At 40.5% G+C, this 25491-nt stretch carries 20 protein-coding genes and 1 pseudogene; 6 read left to right on the top strand and 15 right to left on the bottom strand.

The genetic code is table 11. The features are described 5' to 3' along the window. Positions 1-137: 137 nt before the first annotated feature. The 4 genes from AC0SAP_RS00695 to AC0SAP_RS00680 are packed head-to-tail and all read right to left on the bottom strand — an operon-like array spanning position 138 to position 2471. Complete coding sequence (locus AC0SAP_RS00695) at positions 138-488, bottom strand: non-heme iron oxygenase ferredoxin subunit (protein ID WP_109235351.1); 351 nt, start codon at positions 486-488, stop codon at positions 138-140. Then, positions 488-1348 (bottom strand): DODA-type extradiol aromatic ring-opening family dioxygenase, encoded by an 861-nt coding sequence (locus tag AC0SAP_RS00690; RefSeq protein WP_473382374.1) that lies wholly within the window; start codon positions 1346-1348, stop codon positions 488-490. Before AC0SAP_RS00690 ends, AC0SAP_RS00695 begins: the two co-directional genes overlap by 1 nt. A 4-nt stretch (positions 1349-1352) precedes the next feature. Further along, positions 1353-1649 carry an extradiol ring-cleavage dioxygenase gene (locus tag AC0SAP_RS00685; protein ID WP_109235349.1) on the bottom strand — a complete coding sequence of 99 codons (297 nt, stop codon included), beginning with the start codon at positions 1647-1649 and terminating at the stop codon, positions 1353-1355. Between the two features lie 6 nt (positions 1650-1655). Beyond that, positions 1656-2471, bottom strand: a complete 816-nt coding sequence (locus tag AC0SAP_RS00680) for an alpha/beta fold hydrolase (protein WP_109235348.1) — start codon at positions 2469-2471, stop codon at positions 1656-1658. Between the two features lie 688 nt (positions 2472-3159). On the opposite strand from AC0SAP_RS00680, the gene AC0SAP_RS00675 reads away from it, so the two are divergent. Beyond that, the gene (locus AC0SAP_RS00675; RefSeq protein WP_109235347.1) at positions 3160-3732 is read left to right on the top strand and encodes a TetR/AcrR family transcriptional regulator; all 573 of its coding nucleotides are present in this window, start codon (positions 3160-3162) and stop codon (positions 3730-3732) included. 1 nt (position 3733) lies between these two features. Here the strand turns inward: AC0SAP_RS00675 and queE are convergent, their stop codons facing one another. The 3 genes and pseudogenes from queE to queC all read right to left on the bottom strand — a co-directional run bounded on the left by queE (position 3734) and on the right by queC (position 5515). Next, on the bottom strand, positions 3734-4441 hold the full coding sequence (queE, locus tag AC0SAP_RS00670) for a 7-carboxy-7-deazaguanine synthase QueE (protein ID WP_473382968.1): 708 nt from the start codon (positions 4439-4441) through the stop codon (positions 3734-3736). Further along, positions 4438-4859: pseudogene (locus tag AC0SAP_RS00665) on the bottom strand (6-pyruvoyl trahydropterin synthase family protein). Before AC0SAP_RS00665 ends, queE begins: the two are co-directional and overlap by 4 nt. Beyond that, positions 4859-5515: a 7-cyano-7-deazaguanine synthase QueC gene (gene queC, locus AC0SAP_RS00660; protein WP_286479049.1), complete on the bottom strand. Its 657-nt coding sequence runs from the start codon at positions 5513-5515 to the stop codon at positions 4859-4861. Before queC ends, AC0SAP_RS00665 begins: the two are co-directional and overlap by 1 nt. Positions 5516-6433: 918 nt before the next feature. On the opposite strand from queC, the gene AC0SAP_RS00655 reads away from it, so the two are divergent. Next, a complete protein-coding gene (locus AC0SAP_RS00655) occupies positions 6434-6613 on the top strand; it encodes a hypothetical protein (protein WP_094568183.1) in 180 nt (59 codons plus the stop codon). A gap of 210 nt (positions 6614-6823) precedes the next feature. Here AC0SAP_RS00655 and AC0SAP_RS00650 read toward each other — a convergent pair whose 3' ends face one another. From AC0SAP_RS00650 to guaB, 3 genes are all read right to left on the bottom strand, one after another. Continuing rightward, positions 6824-7285, bottom strand: a complete 462-nt coding sequence (locus AC0SAP_RS00650) for a hypothetical protein (RefSeq protein ID WP_133243668.1) — start codon at positions 7283-7285, stop codon at positions 6824-6826. Positions 7286-7716: 431 nt separating this feature from the next. Further along, positions 7717-9231, bottom strand: a complete 1515-nt coding sequence (lysS, locus tag AC0SAP_RS00645; RefSeq protein ID WP_286479044.1) for a lysine--tRNA ligase — start codon at positions 9229-9231, stop codon at positions 7717-7719. Between the two features lie 511 nt (positions 9232-9742). Further along, on the bottom strand, positions 9743-11203 hold the full coding sequence (gene guaB / locus AC0SAP_RS00640) for an IMP dehydrogenase (RefSeq protein ID WP_286479041.1): 1461 nt from the start codon (positions 11201-11203) through the stop codon (positions 9743-9745). A 165-nt stretch (positions 11204-11368) separates the two neighbouring features. Between guaB and pgsA the strand changes: the two genes are divergently transcribed. Then, complete coding sequence (gene pgsA, locus AC0SAP_RS00635) at positions 11369-11923, top strand: CDP-diacylglycerol--glycerol-3-phosphate 3-phosphatidyltransferase (protein WP_094568187.1); 555 nt, start codon at positions 11369-11371, stop codon at positions 11921-11923. 194 nt (positions 11924-12117) lie between these two features. Here pgsA and AC0SAP_RS00630 read toward each other — a convergent pair whose 3' ends face one another. Both AC0SAP_RS00630 and AC0SAP_RS00625 read right to left on the bottom strand, forming a co-directional pair. Further along, the gene (locus AC0SAP_RS00630) at positions 12118-13797 is read right to left on the bottom strand and encodes a cysteine desulfurase family protein (RefSeq protein ID WP_473382372.1); all 1680 of its coding nucleotides are present in this window, start codon (positions 13795-13797) and stop codon (positions 12118-12120) included. Between the two features lie 109 nt (positions 13798-13906). Beyond that, positions 13907-14677, bottom strand: a complete 771-nt coding sequence (locus AC0SAP_RS00625) for an ABC transporter ATP-binding protein (RefSeq protein WP_094568189.1) — start codon at positions 14675-14677, stop codon at positions 13907-13909. A gap of 620 nt (positions 14678-15297) precedes the next feature. On the opposite strand from AC0SAP_RS00625, the gene leuS reads away from it, so the two are divergent. Then, positions 15298-17883: a leucine--tRNA ligase gene (leuS, locus tag AC0SAP_RS00620; RefSeq protein ID WP_473382370.1), complete on the top strand. Its 2586-nt coding sequence runs from the start codon at positions 15298-15300 to the stop codon at positions 17881-17883. 171 nt (positions 17884-18054) lie between these two features. Here the strand turns inward: leuS and AC0SAP_RS00615 are convergent, their stop codons facing one another. The 3 genes from AC0SAP_RS00615 to AC0SAP_RS00605 form a co-directional block, all read right to left on the bottom strand. Continuing rightward, positions 18055-20268 (bottom strand): NADP-dependent isocitrate dehydrogenase, encoded by a 2214-nt coding sequence (locus tag AC0SAP_RS00615; protein WP_473382369.1) that lies wholly within the window; start codon positions 20266-20268, stop codon positions 18055-18057. Positions 20269-20698: 430 nt separating this feature from the next. Continuing rightward, complete coding sequence (locus AC0SAP_RS00610) at positions 20699-21979, bottom strand: 3-deoxy-D-manno-octulosonic acid transferase (RefSeq protein ID WP_473382367.1); 1281 nt, start codon at positions 21977-21979, stop codon at positions 20699-20701. Between the two features lie 678 nt (positions 21980-22657). Then, positions 22658-23455: an outer membrane protein assembly factor BamD gene (locus tag AC0SAP_RS00605; RefSeq protein WP_473382365.1), complete on the bottom strand. Its 798-nt coding sequence runs from the start codon at positions 23453-23455 to the stop codon at positions 22658-22660. A gap of 84 nt (positions 23456-23539) precedes the next feature. Here AC0SAP_RS00605 and AC0SAP_RS00600 point away from each other — a divergent pair, with 84 nt between their 5' ends. Beyond that, a complete protein-coding gene (locus AC0SAP_RS00600; protein ID WP_473382363.1) occupies positions 23540-24538 on the top strand; it encodes an RluA family pseudouridine synthase in 999 nt (332 codons plus the stop codon). Then, complete coding sequence (gene pgeF, locus AC0SAP_RS00595; protein WP_473382362.1) at positions 24519-25328, top strand: peptidoglycan editing factor PgeF; 810 nt, start codon at positions 24519-24521, stop codon at positions 25326-25328. Before AC0SAP_RS00600 ends, pgeF begins: the two co-directional genes overlap by 20 nt. Positions 25329-25491 lie beyond the last annotated feature (163 nt).

Raw genomic sequence — 25491 nt, 5'->3', positions numbered from 1 at the left:
TTTGATTATTTAGATCTTTATGATTAAGATCTATTTCTTAGTTTCATTATTGATTAGACATATCTCAATTAGATATATCTTGGGTAAATATATTGATCTCATATTGATCCCTTAAACGCTATAACTGCTTTAAAGAATTAACTCACAATATTAGCTTCGATCGCCTCTGGCGATGGGGATTCTAAATCAGCAAAAACCTCCCCATTTTCCACCACGATCTTAAACGTCTGGAGATGCTTTTCACAAGGAAATGCCACCGCTTCTCCCGTCTTGATATTAAACTGTCCCCAATGAACTGGACAGGTGATCAGATCATCTTCAATGAACCCTTCAGCTAATGAAGCCGTTGCATGGGTACACATATCTAATGTTGCAAAATATTCACCATCTAAGTTGTAGACACATAGATCTCCAACAACTTCATTTTGCACCTTCTTTAAAGATCCCGGTGTCAACTCATCCTCACGACATAGTAAGACCTTTGACATTACTCTCCTCCTACTTGATCTGCATGAATTTGTAAAAAACCTAGACCTGTCACCCATTCTGGAACAGGTGCATAATCGATAATCTCCCCTTTTCGATTAGGAACAGCAGCTAATGCACAAAGAAGATTACGGATCTCCATCGCCCCATTGCCCCCGCGCTCCAAAATCTCTTCATTGCTATAACGAGATAATCCCTCTAAATCGCCATTGACGCCGAGATCTAAAATCTCCTGGTCAAAATCTTCTGCAACTTTCCCCATCTCGACAGTCCCCACCCAATGGCTAATACCGCCACTGCCAATAATGACAACACGCTCATCTTCTGGAAAACTCTCAACTGCTCTTAAGATATGCTCACCCAATTCACGGCTACGCTTAAGAGAGATAAAAGGATCAACGCCACTAGCAATATAGATCGGTATCGTAGGAATTGTTCTATTGAGTGCCTTCTCAGCAACTTCAACAACATATTGATGGGGTATTGAAAACGCATGATCTACTGTAAAGCTTCGTGCTACCGACCAATCAAAATTCTCCTGATCACCCTGTTTAACAATATGTTGCGCTAAAGCTTCATGATTTTTAATCACACCACGCTCTAAGCCCCTCAAATTCTCAATAGGACCATCAACATCACCTGTCCCAATGAGATATCGAGGAAGACAGTTCGTTCCAAAAAGAATATAGTGATCATTCCCCACAATAATGGCAGCTGTGGCATCTAATTCAGCCATTTTCTGACCACAAGTCTCATAAGCCTGCCACATACGCGCCGCAACATCCTTATCTGCAGGAGCATCTGGCGCTACAAACATTACTGGGTCATGAGGTACCCAAAATCCACCAACTATTTTAGCCATTGCGCTACTCCTTCAATGCTGCTGAAAATGCGTTAATCTGATCTGCTTCTGCACCAAGTTTCTCTTTGTAGAGACGCATACTGCGAGTAGGGGAAAGCTCTTGCCAATACCCCATTGTTAACATGGGGTTAACCCCTAATTTCTGTAATGAAGCGACATCAAACTCCATCACCATCTGCTTCTCTTCATCTGTTAAATCAAAACGAGAGAGGTAACGCACGGGATCTTCTTTAAAACGCTCTTTTGCCGGCCTCTCAACAGAGAGATGCCAGAGCACACGCTCTAATACATTTCGACTCATATCACCCTACGCCCCTAAAAAACTTCTAACGATAGAGACAAATTTCTCTGTCTGCTCTGATTGAACCCAATGACCACATTGACCAAAGAGGTAGAGGTCTGCATTAGGGATACTATTCGCTAATAATAATCCACACTCTGGAGGAACAACCTTATCTTCACGTCCATGAACAACTAAGGTTGGCGCTTGAATATTTTCCAAATATTTAGCGGGGAAACCACGAACCATCGTGACTCCATCCTCTTTCGGCTTCGGTAATAATTTACGTAATGCTTCTTGCGCTCCCTCTCTTGCTGATGCCTCATAACGAGCCATTACCAATTCTTCAGTAATTTGCCCCTTATCATAGGGAAAGAGTTCCATCAATGAACGCATATTTTCAACAGATGGTTCATAGGTCCATGCGCCACGCAAACCGGGTGTCTGCTCAAACTCTCCTGCCGGCGTTCCCAATAAAATCAATTTATCAACACGGCTCGGATCAAAGAGTGCTAAACCGATTGCAACAGCACCCCCAAAAGAGTTACCGACAAAAGAGGCTTTCTCAATTCCTAGAGCATCCATAATGCCGATGAGATGATTAACCCATAATTTAATGTCATATTTAGCGCCCTCTTTAAATTCAGTAAATCCAAATCCAGCGATATCCGGCACAATAACGCGCCAGCGATCATCAAAATGGGAAATTGTCTTAGACCAGTTAGTCCAGCCTGATACACCCGGGCCTGATCCATGAAGTAGGAAGAGTGGCTCACCACTCCCACTTTCGTGATAATTTGTCTGATGATCTGCTGCTAAAATACTTTTGCCTATTCCTTGCATGCTTATATCCTCCCTCTGTGCATATTTAGGGCAGAAGTCCTGATCTTATTGCGAAGAGATATTTAAAGCTCCCCGATTCCAATCCCCATTCTTAATCTAATCTCGATCTTGACCTGATCTTGATCTTGATCTTTGATTTCAATCTTTGCTTTCGATTTTCAAGACGAAGAATGCTTCTGCTCTCTAATTTTGTTATCTACTATGTTGTTATTTAAAGTGATATCGCTATCTCTGGTTAATCTGTTGGCTTCTTATCGAGCTTCTCACTCGTTATCGAGTCGATTTTTAGTCACTTTCGGCAGCTTTTCTAACTCCCGATACTCCTTAAAACAGTGCTTAACATCTGCCTTAGTAGCAAATAATCAAAACAGGTAACCGACAGAACCATACACGACTGTATGTTTGTCATATTAAGCAAGATCTTTGATAGCTGTCAATACAGTAGTGTATGTTTTGCTTGTTTTGGCTATTGTTTGATCAAAGTCAATTTAAATATTCGCCTTTAAACGCTATTTATGAAATGATAATTGCCCGATAAAATTGGTAACCGAACTAAAAGCCTTCAATAGAAATCTCATTTTCTAAAAAATCCTATCGCGGCTCTTACTACTCAGCTCCCATTACAAGATTATAATTACAGCGTAATAGGGGCATTTAAAGAACCAAGCAAATAAGGTATAGATCATTTATGACACGTAAAGTATCCACTCCACTTTCTCGCAATGATTGGATTAAAGCGGGCCAACAGATGCTTATTAAGAGCGGTATTGATTCGGTTCGTGTCGAGACATTAGCGCAAAATATCGGCATTACTCGCGGAAGTTTCTACCATCATTTCAAAGGGAGAAATGAGCTGCTCCAAGAGATTTTGCTCGATTGGAAGAGTCGAGCAACTGATCAAGTTATTCGTCGTTTAAAAAACACCCACTACCCACCGAAACAGCAGCTAGCAATTATCTTTAATCTCCCAACTCGTGGAGATTCTGCAAAAGGGGCTGCCGACTTTGAACTTGCAATTAGGGCATGGGCAAGACGAGATAAGATGGCACGGAAAATGATGGAAGAGGTGGATCAATTTCGACTCAACTACATTGAAGAGCTAATAGAATCCCTTGGATATAGCGAAAAGGAAGCTGCACAACGAGCTTTCCTTCTCTACTCCTATCTTGTAACGATCTCTCTCTCCGACCCTAATGATTGGCGTCCTGGGCTCTTTGAATCAGATGATGAGATCTTCTCACTACTACTTCCGGCACTTTAATCTACACACCGCGACGATTTCCCCACAATAGCGCATGAAGCTGTGGGAGAACACGAACATTTTTCAAAATTGTTGAAGCCATCACAACCTCAACAAGCTCACTGTAGCGAGTTAGAAGATATCTCGCCGTCGCAGCCTCATCTTCCAAAGTCATCTGATCATTTCCAACCTGTAAAAAGAGAGGTATCTCTGGATAACGCGGATGGATCTCTTCAGCATATTGCAGATCTCTTTCATCAAAAACAACAACTTTCAGGGAGATATTTCGTCCTGATAATCTTATAATGATCTCTGATAAAAGGGGAAAATCAGTCGCCATTTTACTCGATGGTGGCTTAGGAGAGAGCGTCACCTCGTCAATCAGCAGAAGAGCCTCATTCCATTTAGATCCTTGTGTCTCAATAGCGACTTGATATCCCCTATTTTGCAATTGTAAAACTAGTTCCGACAATCCTTTATAGAGCGCCGGATTACCACCACTAATCGTAATGTGATCTGTCCTATTGTCAGCAAGTTTTACCACAGCGGCAACAATCTCTTCTATACTCATCAAATCAGGCTTAATAGAACCATCCCAAGTAAATTTAGAATCACACCAAACACACTGATAATCACAAGCTGCTAATCTGACAAAACAGGTTTTACGACCAATCACCATCCCTTCACCCTGAATGGTCGGTCCAAAGATCTCTAAGACAGGAAGATTTATCTAAAATCCTCCTCTTGTGGAAGATAACGCACATAACTGGTCGGTGTTTCACTAATTAAAACCTGTATGCACCGTGACTGATGAGGCTCTTGATCTAAAGCCTTCTGAATTCGTTGCCATGCCATCTTCGCAACCACTTCTGTTGAAGGAGGCTCATGATAAAAATCAGGATGATCATTCATCAATGTATGATCATAGGCACCGTGAAGTAATACCTTTAAAGTCTGAAAGTTGATTAAAAATCCACACTCATCTAACTCATTACCGACAACGGTAATATTCGCAAAGTAAGTATGGCCATAAACTCTTTGACAGACACCAGCTAGCTCATTTGGAATAAAATGAGCCGCTGCAAAATGCATATCTTGAGCTTATGGCGAAAACTATGTGCCGGCGTAGGATAAAATTGTTGTAACATTACTTCTCCTTACGCTGAGCGAGATAATGATTTAAACCATTATTTCGTAAAATACAGGCGGGACATTCTCCACAACCCGATGCAGGGATACCGTTATAACAGGTGAGTGTTCTCTCTCGTACATAATCAAACGCACCTAACTCATCAGCCAATGCCCAAACTTCCGCTTTATCACGCCACATCAAGGGGGTATGAAGCTCAAAAGCTGCATCCATTGCTAAATTAAGGGTCACATTTAATGATTTAATAAAGTTATCTCGACAATCTGGGTAGCCACTAAAGTCGGTTTCACTGACTCCGACAACAATATGTTTCGCCATCCGCTGATAAGCCACCATTGCGGCGATAGAGAAGAAAAGATGATTACGCCCAGGAACAAATGTTGATGGCGGTTCACCATCATGACTCTCAATTGCAAGACTCTCATCTGTGAGGGCATTTTTAGTTAATCGAGAAAAGAGATCTAATTCAAAAACAATAAGCTCAATACCAAGCTCCTCGGCAATCGCTCTTGCATGATCTACTTCATTACTATGACGCTGTCCATAATCAAACGTTAATGCGATAACATCTTCAAATCGCTCTTTTGCCCAAAATAGACAGGTTGTACTATCTTGACCGCCACTAAATACGACGATCGCACGATTTTGATTCATAGGGAATCTCCTTAGTTTTTTATAGAGGGTTGCGCTAATACCTCTGCTTTTTTTAGCGTTTGTGAAGTATATCAAAAATGATCATGATGGCAATCGCTAAACAAAATAATCGACAGATTTCTCTACAGTATGAGAATATAAACGATAGAGATATTATAGGTATATATTGACATCGCCTAAGCCACTTCCTATAATGAGAAACATTCTTTAATAAAACAGTATCTACACGCCCCTTGTGTTGCCACTCTCATAATATAAAATTGATAACTGTAGGGTGAAGTTGCTAGTAGAGATTAAAATTGAAATATTAGAAGAAATCATAAGATTAAAAATAAATTTAAATTTAACCCGATAAACTTATTTTATTTATCTTTATAAAGTTACATAGTTATATATATTTTTTGTATATTTAATACATTAATACATTAATACATTGATATAAGTTATATAAAACATACCCATATTACCAAAACAACTGCTACTCAACGATTACAAGCAATGATGTAGCAAGCCTACTTTGTCAATATTATTTCATTTACACCGACACAGTGGGTACTGGGAAACTAGATAGATCATCAAATAGAAGATTGAAGCGCGCTATGCTTTACCCTTCTTTTAAAAACTTGATGCTGTTTAATAAGAATTTAAAAAATTTAAAAAGATCTTTTCGGTATAGAGAGATGTTACATACCCCTAAAAAACGGGTCTGTTCTACTTTATTAGTGAATATTAATCAACTAATAAAAAAATTAATATGTACAAATTGCATTAAACAGGTTAGATTGTTTGAGATCTATTAAATATTTGTGAGTCAAAATAATTGATTAAACAGATAAGTAGATCTTTTCAAGTAGCACGCTCCTTAATCAGGCGTTGCTAATTCCTATGGTAATAACAAGAAAAAATTAGGAGAAAATTATGATTAAAAAACAACCAATCGATAGAAACGGTCATGTTGTAGATGTTGGTAGCTTACTAATGAGAAATGAACAGTGGGATACCATTATAAGAGTTGATGAAAACACCGAACAAGTTTGGTATAAAGGCGGTGGATTCAACTGGTTTGAAGAGATGAAAAACTTCGTACAATTCTCATAATCACTACAAAGAGTCATCTTAATTGACCCAATTTTGAGATTATTATTTTATTATCAACTATCAAAATAGAGCTTAAGTTTCGTAATTGCTTTATCTTGATTCCAAATTTAGTAGAGTCGTGAAGAGACGACCAACCCACTAAAAAGCCCATCATATGATGGGCTTTTTACATCTCATAAAATGTATTTAGAAGTCTGAAAAAATAGATCGCTACCCTAACATAGTGACTTCATCTTTTTGCGCATATGCCCTTTGGAGCTGATCAATCTCTGCATAAAGCTCCCTTAAATCTTGATCTGAAAAGAGCTCATTCATCACAACAACCGCTCTTTTCCCCTCCTCTTGATAAACAATTCGCAAACCTTCTTCAGAACCGAATAATTTAGCAAAGAGTGAAGGCTTCGATTCAAGCCAAAATTTTCCTTGAGAAAAGAGATACTCTCTTCTCTTCCCTAAAGTAGCCCGTACGCGTAAACGATCGGTATAGAGCGCTGCTCTCATATCTCCAATGTAGTAGATAAATAGCGCTAAAATAAGGTATGTAAGAAGGGGGATAGGGGAATCAAACTTTGCTGCTATCGCCATGACAATGACGGTAAAGAGGAAAATCGTTAATGCCTGCATCACTTTTGCCTGAGCTGTGTGGGCATATATCGAGGCTTTCGCTTTCATTCTATCTTTTTTAATCTCTTTCATTATGGGGTAGTTATCAAGCTACGCGCCATCTTCAATATAAATAAGATCTGCTCTTGATGAGCCTATTACTATATGTGATCTAGAGATTATCTATAACTTCGACAGATCGAATAGATTACAACCACTATTGATAAATAGATGAGAAAATTAGTGAGTAGATACTCAAAATACGGCCAGAAGCTCTCCCCTATTAATGGTGCTACATATAGAAATAGTAGGCCGTGAAAATAATCATATCATAAATCGAGATAATGAAGTTGTTATTATGGCAATAAAAAATCCCTTCTCATACTTATGAAAAGGGATCACTATTACTTATCTTTTACTGAGATCATTGAAGTTTGAAGATCTCTGCTCTTATTACCCTGATACAGAATACATGTTATATCAATCAATTAATCAACTAATCAATCACGCATACGCATATGGGGAAAGAGTAATACATCACGAATTGATGGGGAATCTGTAAAGATCATCACTAATCGATCGATACCTATTCCTTCCCCACCTGTTGGTGGCATACCATATTCAAGCGCCGTTACGAAATCTTTATCATAATGCATCGCTTCATCATCCCCTGATTCTTTATCTGCTACCTGAGAGATAAAGCGCTCATGCTGATCTTCCGCATCATTAAGCTCCGAATAGCCATTACCGACTTCTCGTCCACCAATAAAATACTCAAACCGATCAGTAATTAATGGGTTTTCATCATTCTTTCTTGCCAAAGGCGATACTGCAAGCGGATAACCTGTGATAAAGGTTGGTTGCATCAAATTCTCTTCAACCTTCTCATCAAAAATCTCCATCAAGATTTTACCCCAGCAATCGCTATCTTGATATTTAATATGGTAGAGGTCTGCTAATGCCGCAACTCCTTCCCTTGTATCGAGGTCGTAATCTTTCGCCTCTTCACAATATTTCAAAATAGATTCTTGGACCGTCATTCTCAATGATGGCTTACCAAAATCTAATGTATATCCTTGATAAGGAACTTCTGTCGAGCCATTCACCTCTAAGGCAACTTTACGCATCATCGCCTCGGTCATATCCATCATATCTTTGTAATCTGCATATGCCCAATACCACTCCATCATTGTAAATTCAGGATTATGCCGTGTAGAAACGCCTTCATTGCGGAAGTTACGATTAATCTCATAGACTCGTTCCATACCACCAACAATTAATCTCTTAAGATAGAGTTCCGGTGCAATACGGAGATAAAACTCCATATCTAATGCATTGTGATGCGTTACAAAGGGTTGTGCATTTGCACCGCCTGGAATAGGGTGCATCATCGGTGTTTCCACCTCTTCAAAACCCCACTCATCCATAAAGTTACGGATGGTTCGTAAAATTAAGTTGCGTTTACGGAAGGTCTCACGAGAGGACTCATTCATAATAAGATCGAGGTAACGTTTACGATAACGTGCTTCAACATCAGTTAGCCCGTGGAATTTATCCGGCAATGGGCGCAACGATTTTGTTAATAAAATTAACTGATTCGCTCTTACGGTCAACTCCCCTTTATCTGAGCGGGAGACTTCACCCTCCACGGCAACGATATCACCAATATCCCAGGTCTTAAATTCTTCAAAGGCCTCAACCCCAATTAAACTGGTATTCACAAATATCTGAATATCACCGGTCTGATCACGCAGACTGATAAAGCCACCCTTACCAAAAAGACGCTTAGCAACGATACGACCGGCCATCTTAACAATCTTACCCTTCTCCTTTAGCGCCTCACGATCAAGCCCTTCCATCTCTTGATGAAGTGCTTTTGCATCGGTATCTTTTCTAAAGTGATTAGGGAATGCCACCGGTTTCGACTCACGAATCTTCGCAAGCTTTTCGCGGCGCTCTGTAATTAGATGATTCTCATTATGCTCGTGATCGTTCACTACAGTCTCTTTTGTCATTATATCTTCTACTTTAAATCATGGTTTACAATATCCGAAAGGATGACTTCTTCGATTCAATCCTTTCACCCCATCTTAGTTATGACAATTGAGTTCTCCTCTCTTTATGAGTCAAAAGAAGACCCAGAAGAACCTCATTGCCGGTATTTTTACTCGTTTTTCTAAAAACTCAAAAATCTCGAGGATCTCTCCCCGAGATTTTTAGCGCAAATTCGCAAATGCGAATCTACAAACTACTTTACTCTTCTATTATCCACTATTTTATAGAAATTACCCAACTAAAATCACCACTTTTAATCACTCTTGCGAATATAGAATAGTTGCTAATCAGCATGAGAATCAGAAGTGATTGATAAGCTCTGAAAAGAGCTTTAATACTAATCTTCCCATCTTTCACAGCTCATAAGTGGATAATCCATATATCCATACACTCATATACTCATATATTCATAATTAATATGCATGGCTGATATAGTTATGATGATAATGATAATAGTAATGAGAGTCGTGATTAACGTGAGTAGTTTGGTGCCTCTTTTGTAATGGTGACATCATGCACGTGAGATTCATTCATACCTGCGCTTGTAATCTCTACAAAACGAGGTTTTGTATTCATCTCTTCAATCGTTGCACAACCAACATACCCCATTCCCGCACGAATTCCACCCATCAATTGATGAATAATAGGTGCAGCAGAGCCTTTATAAGCTACTCGCCCTTCAATACCTTCCGGCACTAATTTATCAGCGCTTGATCCTTCTTGGAAATAGCGGTCAGATGAACCGGCACTCATTGCGCCTAGTGAACCCATTCCACGATATGATTTGTACGCTCTTCCTTGGTAGAACTCAATCTCACCAGGAGACTCATCCGTTCCTGCAAGAATAGAACCCACCATGATAGAGTTTGCCCCGGCTGCTAATGCTTTCGCCATATCGCCTGAATAACGAACCCCGCCATCTGCGATCACAGGAATACCACTTCCTCTAAGAGCTGCCGCCACATTGGCAATTGCGCTGACTTGCGGGAAGCCAATTCCGGCAACGATACGTGTAGTACAGATAGATCCTGGACCAATCCCTACTTTAACGCCATCTGTTCCTGCTTGCATTAATGCTTTTGCCGCTTCTGCTGTTGCAATGTTTCCGCTAATAATCTGCAGATCAGGATAATGTTGTTTAACCCAGCGAACACGATCAATAACCCCTTTTGAATGACCATGGGCGGTATCAACAATAATAACATCAACACCAACATCAACTAATTGCTCGATACGCTCTTCTGTACCATCACCAGCCCCGACCGCAGCACCACAAAGTAGGCGCTCTTCATCATCCATCACCGCATTAGGGTGCGTATCAGTATGGGAAAGATCTTTTACAGTGATTAAGCCACGAAGCTCATTATTATCATTAACAACCACTAGACGCTCTAAACGGTGCGAACGAAGACGCTCAATGATCTCTTCACGCGTTGCCCCTTCATGGATAGTAATAAGGCGATCACGGTTCGTCATCGCCTCTGTTATATTTTTATTTAAATCGGTCTGGAAACGTAAGTCACGCGTTGTAATAATACCGGCTACTTTTCCATCCGTTGAAAGTACCGGTACACTAGAGATGCTTCGGTTACGCATAATATTACGCACCTCTTCTAATGTACACTCCGTAGTGACTGTGATCGGATCTGTTAAAACACCACTCTCAAAATTTTTAACCTTACGAACTTGTCTTGCCTGCTCTGCTGGGGTTAAATTTTTATGAATAATGCCAATTCCACCTTGCTGTGCAAGTGCAATTGCCATTTTACTCTCTGTTACGGTATCCATCGCCGCCGAAAGAAGCGGAATATTGAGCGCTATTTTTTGAGTAAGTTGTGTCCTGAGTGACACATCTCTCGGAAGAACTTCAGAGTAATCAGGTACTAATAATACATCGTCAAAGGTTAAACCTTTTTCCATTATTCTAAGCATATGTCTCTCTCCAAGAACAGCAATTTAAAAAGTGGCTTATTTTAACAAAAAAAAATAGCTCTTGCTAGATTTTATGGGGCTTTTGCGCAATTAAATAAATTTTAAAAAAGTTTGTTATAATAACCGAGGTGCCTATTAAAATGTTCTCGAGGAGTTAATCTAAGTATGAACCTTCCTAGCCTCATCACCTGGACACGAGTCGTTGCGATTCCTGTCTTTATTCTCTGTTACTTTCTCGATACTCCCAATAAAAATATTGTATTGACGCTCCTTTTTATGGCCGCCTCATTAACAGATTGGCTAGACGGTTATCTTGCGAGAAAATGGAACCAAACCTCTAGTTTTGGCGCCTTTTTAGATCCTGTTGCAGATAAGCTCCTTGTTGCAGTAGCGCTCATTGCAATTATCGATCATGATCCCCATAAGTGGTATCTCACACTCTCTGTAATGATTATTATCAGCCGTGAAATCACTATCTCTGCACTTCGAGAGTGGATGGCCAGCATGGGAGAGAGAGGGGTCGTTGCTGTCTCTTGGATCGGCAAATGGAAAACGGCTTTTCAGATGGGGGCAATTACCTTTATCCTCTACGAAAAACCTCTTTTCGGCATACCGCTCTATGAACTCGGCATTATCTTCTTAATTATTGCAACCGTCTTAACACTCTGGTCAATGATGCAATACCTCTACTCAACTTGGAAAGTCTTACGAGTAAGATAAGCGCGCGAGTAAGATAAGTACGAAATAGATAGAAGATAAAAACTTCAAAAAAATCTCATATCAATGAAAAACCCCATTTTTTAATGGGGTTTCTCTTTTTCAGCTCTTCTTTTTCAATTTCTCTTTTTCAATGTCTCTTTTTTAATTTTTATTTTTAAGTTTCTAGTTTCTAGTTTCTACCTAAGCCTTCACTCTTATAAAGACTCATTGACAAAACTCCGCAATGCCTTCTCAATTTGTAGAGAGTCACGTAGATATTGTGCTGGAATTCTTCTCCCTAAAAGGGTCTCTAATGAGAGATTAGGCGTCAATGACGATTCTCTTAAAGTCTTAATAAGTTCATTAAAGAGCGCTAAATAGAAAGGTGCGCCATACACTTTTGCCGTAATATCTTGTAGTTTTAAGATCTTCCCATCATCCACTTCAAGCACATCTACCGAACCATATAGCGCTAATTGATAGTGAGGTTCATCAATAACAAGTAGAGGCTCTGCAGGTATTTTATTCTCCTGATAATCCTCACAACTTTCCACCACCAATTCCGGCGTTAAAATGGAAGAGATATCACTATCATAAAGATTATATTCTCCATACCATGCAGTCGGCTCTCCTAATGCAAGACTTTGTAAAAACGCGATAGCTTCTCTCAAATAATTTCCGGCAGTTAAGACCTCCTCTTCTGTTGTAAAGCGCCCAACACTCACTCGTATTGATGAGAGTGCTCGTCGATCACTATATCCCATCTCAGTTAATACATAAGAGGGGAGTGAACTATCACTATTACACGCAGAACCCTTTGCTACCGCCACTTTAGGGGTTAATGCCATCAAGGCATCTGCGTGAACGTGAGGGATATAAAGATTGAGCACCCCAGGCTCTCGTTCAGCTAAAGGGGATGCACTATTGACCTCAACGCCATAAGGGAGCAATTGCTTCAGAAGAAGACTCTCTAATCGAACTAAGCGATGACGCTCATCTTCCCAACGCTGGGCAATGAGATTAAGCGCTTTAGCAAATCCGATAATCGACTCATTCATCATCGTCCCCGCCCGCAACGCCATTTGTCCTCCGCTACCATCTATGAGAGGTCTCATCGGCAACTTGGGAAATGCACGTCGATAGAGTAACCCTATTCCTTTAGGGCCATAACATTTATGAGCTGAAAGACTCACTAGATCAAATTGTGTCGCATCAAATTGAAAATGGGGCGCAGCCTGTGTTGCATCAATATGGATCGGAATCTTATATCGACGCGCGATCTGCGCAATCTCTTCAACAGGTAATTTATCGCCTGTCTCATTATTCACCCAAATGAGTGAAATTAATGCTGTCTCCTCGGTAATTGCAGACTCAATCATCTCCGTAGTAATGACTCTCTCCGCATTAGGTGCAATAAATTTTGCACGATATCCCTGTTTCATCAATGCTTGGAGCGTATTGAGTGTAGCTTTATGCTCGATCGTAGTCGTAATAATTTCCCGTTTCTTTTGCGCCATCAATACCCCTTTTAGCGCATGATTAATCGACTCAGTCGCACCACTTGTAATAATAATCTCATCTCTTTGGAGATTAAAATGTGCCGCTATCTCTGAAAGCGCATCCTCAATTCTCTGTTTAGCCAACATCCCCAATTCATGAGGGCTTCCTACATTTGCCCAATCACACTCCATTGCGCTGACCATCGAGTCGATCACCTCTGGATCAACCGGCGTCGTTGCCGCATAGTCGAGATAGATAATTCCTGAAAATTGGGGTTTAGTCGGTAACTTAGAGTCGCTCTTCCCTATTGATCCCTTTTGCAAAGCATGATTTTGCTGATCATCGCGCTGTTTCATAAATGGATCAATCCCAAAACTTTCTAATATTGATTTCATAATTATCTCTATAACAGTTATCTCTATAACAGGATGCTACATCAGAAATGAAAAAGGCTCACAAAGAGCCTTTAATTGGTAATTCTTTATACCCTCAAAAGGAGAATTTCTAACGATTATAATGCTTAATAAATTGCTTAAAGCGATCTGACTGAGGATTCGTAAAGAGTTCATGGGGCGCTCCCTCCTCTTCAATTTTACCTTCATGGAAGAAGACGACACGATTGGAAACATTACGCGCAAAATCCATCTCATGGGTAACAACAATCATCGTCATCCCCTCTTTTGCTAAATCTTGCATCACTGTTAATACCTCATGCACTAATTCTGGATCAAGTGCTGATGTCGGCTCATCAAAGAGAATAACGCTCGGCTCCATCGCTAAAGCGCGCGCAATTGCAACACGTTGCTGCTGCCCACCTGATAAGGAAATAGGATAATCATTCACTCGCTCACTCATCCCTACTTTAGCCAAAAGCGCTAAAGCGCGCTCTTTTGCTTCCCTTTTTGAGAGCCCTAAAACATGAATAGGGGCTTCGATCATATTCTCAAGCACCGTCATATGGCCCCAAAGATTAAAGTTTTGGAATACCATCCCTAATTCAGTACGCATCTTCTGTAATGCTTTAGGATCTTTTGCCACTAAACCATCAGGCCCTGGTACTAAAATGAGCTTCTCGCCATTGAGCGTTATCTCTCCTTGATCTGGATTCTCCAACAAATTAATACATCGTAAAAAAGTACTCTTACCGGAGCCAGAAGCCCCTAACATCGAGACAACATCTCCCTTATTTAAGGTCAATGAGATCCCTTTTAAGATCTCTCTATCCCCAAAAGACTTATGGATATTTTCAACGACTAACGTAGGCTGACTGCTCATAATATGATGATTCCTAATATTCAAATAAGATAAGGCAAGCTCTTTATTATAACAACATTCACCAAGAAACGACTGAACATTTCTTAGAAAGTTCCCGAGCCAATAGGACAAAAGGGCCAAAACATAGTGTATAATAACGAAATCAAAAAATAGCTGTAGAAAGTGGCATATTACCACCATTTTCAACACTACTTTAGTAGCGGTTTTTACATGCTTTCTAGATTATTTGCCCGAAAACTGCTGACTAAAACCTACAATTGATACCAATATATAGATGCAACAATATATTTGATCTATCAAGATAGATGCATCGCCATACATTGATAGATATTCCTCCGAGATTCAGGATTTAGGATTTAGGATTTAGGATTCAGAATTTAGGTCCTAAACTAGGATTAAAATGTATAATCGAAAAATCTGTATCAAACTGTCTAGTGGCAGCTTTAAACAATATTTAACGATATCGTTAGCGAAATTATTAAAAATTATTAATATTAAGCTTGTTAAGCACATTTGAGTACTAAAAACTGAGTATTAAAACTCTGCTTAAAGACGATTAAACTCTATTTAAACCCTATTTAAACTTTATTAAATGACTATAAAATAAAGGATTTTTTTGAATGAAACCAACCTACGAAGCGGCCGTAATTGAAGCATCAGCGCAAGAATTTTGGGAAAAGAATGCTTCTTTTAAAGTAGAAGATAAAACCGATAAGCCAAATTACTACTGTCTTTCGATGTTCCCCTACCCATCCGGTAGACTCCATATGGGCCATGTCCGTAACTACACCATTGGTGACGTTATCACACGCTATAAAAAGATGAGTGGCTACAATGTCATGCAACCAATTGGTTGGGATGCATTTGGGATGCCGGCTGAAAATGCGGCGATCGATAACAAGGTCTCTCCTAATGATTGGACGCAGAAGAATATTGTCTATATGCGTAAACAATTTAGAGAGCTTGGATTTGGCTTCGATTGGTCTCGCGAATTCTCTACTTGCGATCCTGAATATTATGGTTGGGAGCAATGGTTCTTCCTCCAACTCTATAAAAAAGGGGTTATCTATCGTAAAAAAGGGATCGTTAATTGGGACCCTGTAGATCAAACAGTACTTGCTAATGAGCAGGTTATTGATGGGCGTGGCTGGCGTTCTGATGCACTTGTGGAGCGCCGTGAGATCCCTATGTACTACTTCAAAATTACCGATTATGCCGATGAGTTATTGGAAGATCTCGCACTTTTAGAAGAGTGGCCTGAGCAAGTCAGAACAATGCAGGCAAATTGGATTGGGCGCTCTGAAGGGATGGAGGTAACATTCCTCCATGAAGGTGGGCAATTTAATGTCTTCACTACTCGCCCCGACACATTGATGGGTGTTACCTATGTTGCAGTCGCTCCTGAGCATCCTATTGCCGCAAAAGCAGCAGAAAAGAATCCTCAATTAGCAGAGTTTATTAAAGAATGTCAAAAAACAGGCACTAGTGAAGCTGACTTTGCAACACAAGAAGCAAAAGGAATGCCAACTGGGGAATTTGCAACCCACCCCCTAACAGGTGAAAAGGTTGAGATCTGGGTCGCTAACTATGTCTTAATGGCTTATGGTGATGGCGCGGTAATGGCCGTTCCGGCACATGATGCTCGTGATTTTGCCTTTGCTAAAAAGTATAACCTCCCTATCAAAGTTGTTATCAAACCAGAAAATGGGGACATCAGCACCGATACATGGCATGAGTCACTCGCAGAACATGGCACATTGATCAATTCTGGTGAGTTTGATGGTCTTAATTTTGAAGAAGCCTTTAGTAAAATTGGTACAGCATTAGAGTCTAAAGGTTTAGGTAAACCGAAGACGCAATATCGCTTACGCGACTGGGGAATTTCACGACAACGCTACTGGGGTTGCCCAATTCCTATCATCAACTGCCCAAGCTGTGGCGAAGTACCTGTTCCTGAAAAAGATCTGCCCGTCGTCCTACCGACCGACTGTATTCCTGATGGAAGTGGAAACCCACTTAATAAATTAGACTCTTTCAAAAATGTAGCATGTCCAAAATGTGGTGGTGCAGCTGAGCGCGAAACTGACACAATGGATACTTTTGTTGAGTCCTCTTGGTATTACGCTCGTTTTGCATGTAGCAATTATGAGAAAGGAATGATCGACCCTGAAGCGGCAACAGCATGGCTTCCTGTTGACCAATATATTGGGGGTGTTGAGCATGCCATCCTCCACCTTCTCTACTCACGCTTCTTCCATAAGCTAATGCGTAATGAAGGTTTATTAGGCGATATTGAAAAAGTGGGCCCTGAACCCTTCAAGGCACTCTTAACTCAAGGAATGGTTGTTTCTCCTTCATTCTTCCGCCATAGCTCAAAAGGCTACGAGTGGTTCAATATTAAAGATGTTGAAGTTCGTGAAAATAATGGTGAGAAAGAGTATTTCTTAAAAGCAGATGGTGAACCTGTTACCTATTATGGCATCCAAAAGATGGGTAAATCGAAAAATAATGGGGTTGACCCGGAAGCGATTGTTAAAGAGTATGGTGCAGATGTCTCGCGTCTCTTTATGATGTTTACTTCTCCTCCTGAGCAGACACTTGAATGGTCAGCATCTGGTCTAGAAGGTGCAGATCGCTTCTTACGTCGTGTTTGGAACTTCGCTTATGAGAATCAGGCGATCTTAAAAGATTTAACCCTCAGCTGTGAAGTATTAACAGAAAAGAACGCTAAAGATGCCCGTCGCGAGATTCATCAAGAGCTAAAGAAAGCACTCTACGATTATGAGCGATTCCACTTTAACACCGTCATCTCTGCTAATATGATTATGCTCAATATTTTAGGTAAATTGGGTGACTCTAGAGATGAAGCGGCAGTTAAACAGGAAGGCTTCTCTATTATGCTTCGCCTACTGAGTCCTATTGTTCCCCATATTACACACACGATCTGGGAGACATTGTTTGGCGATGATATTCTTAACCATCCACTTCCTGAAGTTGTTGCGGAAGCATTAGTCTCTGATGAAGTGAAATATATGGTGCAAGTTAATGGCCGCTTAAGAGGAGAGATTATTGTTCCAGCCTCTGCCTCAAAAGAGGAGATAGAAAAAGCAGCTCTTGCAAATGAGAATGCGGCTAAATTTATTGAAGGTGAGATTCGCAGAATTATCGTCGTGCCTAACCGCTTAGTCAATATAGTGGCAAACTGATCAGAGAGTTCTGTAGAATAAAACCGTAAAATAAAAAATGGTATCAAAAGCTATAAAAAGCTCTAAAAAAACCCCAACAAGTCATCTTGTCGGGGTTTCTCTTTTTTTACTCAATCAAAAACTATTTTCTCTATTTTTAATTTTTGATGATCGCTTTTTATTGATCGATGATTAAAGCGCCGCTAAAACAGCATTGAAGGTCTCACTAGGACGCATCGCTTTAATTGCTTTTTCATCAATTGGACGATAGTAGCCACCAATGTCTTGCGCTTTACCTTGAGCACTGATCAACTCTTCATTAATCTTCGCTTCATTTTCCGCTAATTCTTGATGCACTTTAGTGAAGATCTCTTTTAACTCTGCATCTTGATCTTGGTTTGCTAATGCTTCCGCCCAATAGAGAGCAAGATAGAAGTGCGAACCGCGATTATCAATCTGCCCCAATTTTCTTGCTGGTGAACGATCTTCTTTTAAGAACTTACTATTTGCAAGATCAAGCGCATCAGCCAAGACTAAGGCTTTTGGATTATCCTGAGTGCGACCTAAATGTTTAAGTGATTCTGCTAATGCTAAAAACTCACCTAAAGAATCCCAACGAAGATATCCTTCAGTTAAAAATTGCTCTACATGCTTCGGCGCAGAACCACCTGCTCCTGTTTCAAAAAGACCGCCCCCTTTCATCAACGGAACGATTGAGAGCATCTTCGCTGAAGTACCAAGCTCAAGAATAGGGAAGAGATCCGTTAAATAATCACGTAGAACGTTACCTGTTACAGAGATCGTATCTTTTCCTTCTCTAATACGCTTTAACGTATGCTTTGCCGCAGAGATAGGATCCATAATTTGAATATCAAGACCATTTGTATCATGATCTTTTAAGTAACGTTCAACTTTTTTGATCATCTCACGATCGTGCGCACGTTGTGGATCTAACCAGAAAACAGCAGGCGTATCTGAAAGTCGTGCACGCGTTACTGCTAATTTTACCCAATCTTGAATAGGTGCATCTTTCGCTTGACACATTCTGAAGATATCACCCTTCTCTACTTTTTGACTCATCAAAATTGTGCCATCTTTCGCTACAACATCGATAACACCATCAGCCTCTGCCTGGAATGTCTTATCATGTGAGCCATACTCTTCTGCTTTTTGCGCCATTAAACCAACATTAGGTACCGTACCCATTGTACGAGGATCTAAGGCACCATTGGCAATACAATCTTCAATTGTTGCCGCAAAAACGCCTGAATAGCAACGGTCAGGAATGATAGCGACGGTATCTTCCGTTTTATTATCACGGTTCCACATTTTACCCCCAGCACGAATCATCGCCGGCATCGAGGCATCCACAATAACATCTGAAGGGACATGAAGATTGGTAATTCCCTTATCAGAATCAACCATTGCAAGACGTGGACCTTTCTCAATTGCTGCATCGATTGCTGCAACCACCTCCGCCTCTTTCTCATGACCTTTAATCTTGGCGTAGATATCTCCAAGACCATTACGGGTATCGACTCCTAACTCCTTAAAGAGATCGCTATATTGTGCAAACAGATCGGCAAAATAGACCTCGACTATCGCACCAAACATAATAGGATCTGATACCTTCATCATCGTTGCTTTCAAATGCGCTGAGAGAAGGACATCTTTCTCTTTTGCTTCTTTAATCGCCTCAGCAACAAATGCTTTTAATTTAGCAAGATTCATCACCGAGGAGTCGATAATTTCACCTTTTAATAGGGGCGCATAATCTTTTAGAGTTTTCTCACCCTCCGCTCCTTTAAAGACGATTTTATACTCTGTTGCTTCAGGGATCGTGACAGATTGCTCCGTTCCATAGAAATCCCCTTCACTCATTGTTGCAACAGCTGTTTTTGAATCTTTTTTCCACTCACCCATTGAATGCGGATTATTGCGCGCAAATTCCTTAATTGCTGCCGGTGCCCTACGATCTGAATTTCCTTCACGCAATACAGGATTGACAGCAGACCCCAACACACGCGCATAACGTGCTTTGATTTCTGCCTCTTTCTCATCTTTTGGCTCTTCAGGAAAATCAGGAATTGCAAATCCTGCAGCTTGTAACTCTGCGATTGCACGCTTCAGCTGCGGAATAGATGCCGAAATATTAGGGAGTTTAATAATATTTGTTTTAGGATCTTGCGTTAAATGACCTAACTCTGAAAGAGCATCCTCAACACGTTGCTCTTCTGCGAGAAGATCAGGGAAAAGCGCTAAGATTCTTCCCGCAAGTGAGATATCCTTAACCTCGATATCGATCTCAGCAGGAGAGGTGAAAGCTTCTACGATCGGAAGAAATGAGTAGGTTGCAAGCGCTGGCGCTTCATCTGTCTTTGTATAAAAAATCTTAGATTTTGCCATATTTGTTATCTATCCTTATTAGTATGTGAATATATATAATATCTAACTTAAAATTGTTTGATCAATATTGCCTTAAATTATTTTATTATCAAATATTTGCTACCCTACCTCTTTCTCCTATAGCCTCTCATGCAGATTAATCATGGAGAAGTCCATTGATGATCACTCTATTTGAGACCCGCTTCATTGATACTCAATAACAACTATCCTTAAAACTATCGCAACAATCTAATTTGTTGTTCATTATTAGGTCTTTCTCTCTATTGATATCACCCAGAAGCTGACCATATTACAAAGGTCATTAAAAGGCCATTAAATAGATGAAGAAAGAGAGGAAGGATTAGCAAAGAACTTTAGCAGTATATAGGAGATGGCTGAGAATTAGCAAATGATCCCCAATGATGGATAAAAATGAAGCTTAATCTAAGACTTAATCAAGAAGCTCATTCAACTTTGCCATGACAACCTCGATAGCACCTTGATTTTGAGCCATTGTTTTCTGTGCGGCAGCGCCGTAACTTTCACGGAGAGAGGAATCATTTGCAAAGTCGACGACAACCTCCGCTAGCTGATCTGCATCTACCTGTATCAATGCTCTACTTTCGAGAAAGTTGAACAAGGTCTCCCGATTCTCCTCCATATGGGGCCCAACAATAATCGGTTTAGCAAAATAGGCCGGCTCTAAGATATTATGTCCACCAATTGGGACAAAGCTACCGCCAACCGTCACAATATCAGCAAAGAGATAGAAGAGTAGTAGTTCTCCTAAAGTGTCGATCAACCAAATATCTGCATTTGGATTGAGCGTTAAAAGATCCCCCTCACTACGAATAGAGAGCTTAAAATCATGCGCATCTGCATACTCCTCTAATAGATAGCGTACCTCTTGAAAGCGCTCAGGATGGCGTGGCACCAAAATTAATTTAAGATGCGGTGCTCGGCGACGCGCCTTAATATAGGCCTCAACAACAATCTCTTCCTCCTCTTCATGAGTGCTTGCAGCGATCCAATAGATCGAGTGAGGCGAGCGATGTGCCACTAAAGGCTCTACTTTTTGATAGAGGGTATCTGAAACGGTAAGATCATATTTAATATTCCCCATCCGCTCTACCGATCTCGCCCCCAAAACTTCAAAGCGCAATGTATCTTCATCGGTCTGTGTTAAAACATCCACAGACTTCAAGAGCCGATGCATCGCTGGCGCAATTTTTTGATAACGACGATAAGAACGATCAGAGAGACATGCGCTAATAATAAGTAGAGGAATGTGACGCTTTCCTGCTTGATAGATGAAATTAGGCCAAATCTCGGTCTCCATAATTAAGATCGCTTTAGGTTTTACCTGCGCCAGAAAGCGAGAAATAGAAGGACCAAAATCGAGGGGTAGATAGGAGTGATAAAGAGCTCCAGAGGCGATCTCTTTCTTAAATGTGCGAATAATTTGATCACTACCCGTTAAAGTGGTTGCCGTGAAAAGAATTGAGCACTGCTTCTCCTGCAATAATCTTCGAACTAATGGGGTGACGGCACGCACTTCCCCCAATGAAACAGCATGAATCACTAGATCAGCTGCCGGCAATTTATGAAAACCAAAGCGATGCAAAAAGGAACGTACACCTAATGGAGAGCGCCAATCTCGAAAAAGCCGAGTGACAATAATAATGGGTAAAAGAACCCACCACAACAACCTATAGAGTGTCAAAACTATCATATATTGCTATTCCATCCAGACTTTAATATATCGTCTACTATCTTTTTGCATCTTCTTATCGCTTATCACTTATCGATTTATCTTTTTATCGTCGTTTCTTTTCAATTACACATATCGCTACTCGATAGTTGCAATACTCTACAATATCTACAATACCCGTATCTGTAATATCCGTAATATCTGTAATTTCGATTTTTATCTACGGCTCTCATTTGACGACAAATCAATCTTAATCAATCACAATAGCTACTAAACAGCTAGTGCCTATCTATTCACCCATTTATTCACGCACTAATTCAGATAAACAATCAATATTGCACATAAGTGATCTTAAAAACAAGAGACTCCATCGCGATAAAGAAGATTATACCCAATATTTTTCTAACAAAATCAGTTTTTACGACTCTACCGCTGACTCTGCCATCCCTTCTACTTCTCACATACCTTCTCCACAGGTCTTCTTATAGGATGACTAATGTGACAACAAAAGATAGATAGCGAAGATAGATAGCGATTTTTAGCACACCTCAATATACAACTCTAACTCTATTTAAGAACGACAAAATCAAAGAACCCCTTAATAACGTCAATCGAAAGGATGGGTTATTAAGGGGTTCTTTTTAAGAATAAATAGAAGTGATACTACAGATACCGCCCACCATAACAAGGCGCACTCGGCTACTCTTCAACAATACTTTCAGTTAAAACCGCACCAGTAGGTGTAATAGTATAACCAAACTCTACAAGACGCTTATCATATGGGAAGTTGTGAAGTAACACCGCAAGGCTCTTTTGAGAAAGCTCATCTAAACCGAGCGCTTGATAGGCTTTTGCTTGAATATAGAGAGCATCCGATACCGATGTTGTCGCATCATAATTATCAAGAACATATTGTGCGCGATTTGCAGCACCCACATAAGCATGACGATCGAGATAGAATTTTGCTTTATGAATCTCCGCTTCTGCCAATAAGTTACGAAGATAGATGACACGTTCAGCAGAATCTTCTGCATAGTCACCATCAGGATAACGTTCAATCACTGTCATAAATGATTGAAGCGACTCCTTCATCTGATTCTGATCAATTTTCGCTCGATCAGGAGGAAGCAATTTATCAAGGATCGATCTTGCTCTATCAAAGTTGATCAAACCTTGCATATAGTAGAGATAGTCGATACTCTCATGGTATGGATAGAGCCTAATAAAGGTATCGATCTCTGTTAAAGCTTTATCATGATCACGATTATGGTAGTGAGCATAAATCTTATTTAATTTTGCCTGCTCAGCAAGACTAGTATTGGGGAATCTTGCCTCAATCGCTTCGTAGTGTTGAACCGCAACCTCGTAACTAGCTCCCTCTAAGTTTTTATTACCCTCTTCTAAAAGATCTTGCCCCGTCATAGCGTAGTACTTATCATCTTTTTTAGCAGAGGTCGAACCACAAGCGGAAATAACGCCAGCAGTAATTAGTATCATAAAAATTTTTAGTGTTTTCGCTTTCATTTTATTACTATAGGTCCAACAAATTGAATTAATTCTTCGAGATTATACAGATAAATTATGAAACAGTCAGAAACTTTTACTATCACAATCCCCGAACATCTAGCTGGTGAGCGCATTGATGCGATCCTCCCGCTTCTTCAGCCTAATCTATCTCGAAGCCAAGGGCAACGTCTTATTAAGAATGGCCAGGTTCTTCTTAATGGTGAAGTACCTCGCCCAAGAGATAATGTCTCTTCTCAAGATATTATTCAACTAACTATCGAAAAAAATCAATCAGATAGTGAAGAAATTATCCCCGAGAAGATCGATCTCGATCTTATTTTTGAAGATGATGACATTATTGTACTTAATAAACCTGCCGGCATGGTGGTTCATCCCGGCGCTGGAAACCAACAAGGAACACTTGCAAATGCGCTCCTCCATCACTGCCCTGAATTAGCAAACTTAAGTCGTGCCGGCATTGTACATCGTCTTGATAAAGAGACCTCCGGCATCTTAGTGATTGCAAAAAATGCAGCAGCTGAAGAGAATCTTATTGAGCAATTTAAAGCGAGAACCCCCACAAAGATCTATCATGCCCTTGTTATTGGTGAAATGATCTCGGGACGTACCATTGATGCTCCTATCGGCCGCAATCCCCATCGCCGGAAACATATGTGGGTAACAGAGACAGATGAAGAGGGGAATAATGAGGGGAAAGAAGCAATCACTCATGTTCGCGTCAAAGAGCGCTTTAGAGCCCACACCCTTATAGAGGTCAACATTGAGACCGGCAGAACTCATCAGATACGTGTCCATATGCAACATATAAATTATCCTATTGTCGGCGACAGTGATTATGGTGCACGTCTTCGGATACCCAAAAAATTTGGGCAACACGCTGAAAATGTCTTAAGAGGATTTAAACGTCAGGCACTCCACGCCTACTCGATCTCCTTCGAACATCCCCGCACAGGAGAGACCCTCTTCTTTGAGCAACCTTGGCCTAATGATCTCAAAAATCTAGTAGATGCCATTCGAGAGGAGAGTATCGCTTATGAGCAGCAAGATCATTAAAGAAGAGAGTGGTATCGTAGTTGTTGCTCCGAACTGGCCCCTCTCCCAACGAATAAAGGCTTTTACAACAACGCGCAAAGGAGGCGTTTCTCAAGGCGATTTCGCAGGACTCAATTTGAGTTTAAGCTCCTCTGACCGGCGTGAAGATGTATTGACTAATAGAGAGCGCCTCAGAGAGACCTTTAAGATTCCCGGCATCCACTTCTCATTGACCCAAATTCACTCCAATCTCTGCGTCCCCATTTTACCAGAGTGGAATGGTGCCGGCGCTGATGCAGCTTACACCAGTAAGCTCAATCAACCGGCAATGATTTTAACCGCAGATTGCTTGCCAATCCTCATCTCTAATCGAGAAGAGAGTATTGTGACCGCTATTCATGCTGGGTGGCGCTCGCTCTTAATGGATATTATTGAGAATAGTGTTCACGCTTTAAAGCAAAAAAGTGACGATCTCTTTGTCTGGCTAGGCCCTGCAATCTCCCAAAAAGCATTTGAGATTGGTCCTGAGGTGAAATCCGCCTTTCAATATCGCAATACCCTACTGAAAAATATCAGCAATGTAGAGAGAGATCACCCTTCACTATTTATCCCCTCTCCCAATAACGGAAAGTATCTTGCTGATATCTATCAACTCGCAAAATTACGTTTAAAGAATCTAGGTGTCCCTGAAACACAAATTTATGGAGGGGATCTTTGTACTTACTCAGATCCCGCCCTCTTCTACTCTTATCGCCGAGATGGCGTTAAGTCGGGACGCATGGCAAGTTATATCTGGATTCAAGAGGGCTAAATTGTAAAAGGTGAGCCTCTATCTCCAACAACCACAATTGAGTGTCCAAAGCGATAACAGACAAAACAGATCAGAAATCGCCAACAAACTAACCTGAAGTTATTAGAGAAATAGGCTAAAATAGAGCGTTAAAAATTATCGGGATCATCGATCGATATCTACA

It is taken from the genome of Ignatzschineria sp. PL_is040 (assembly GCF_055813795.1).
Note: the sequence above shows the minus strand (reverse complement) of the source record. Positions and strands in the feature narration are given on the sequence as shown.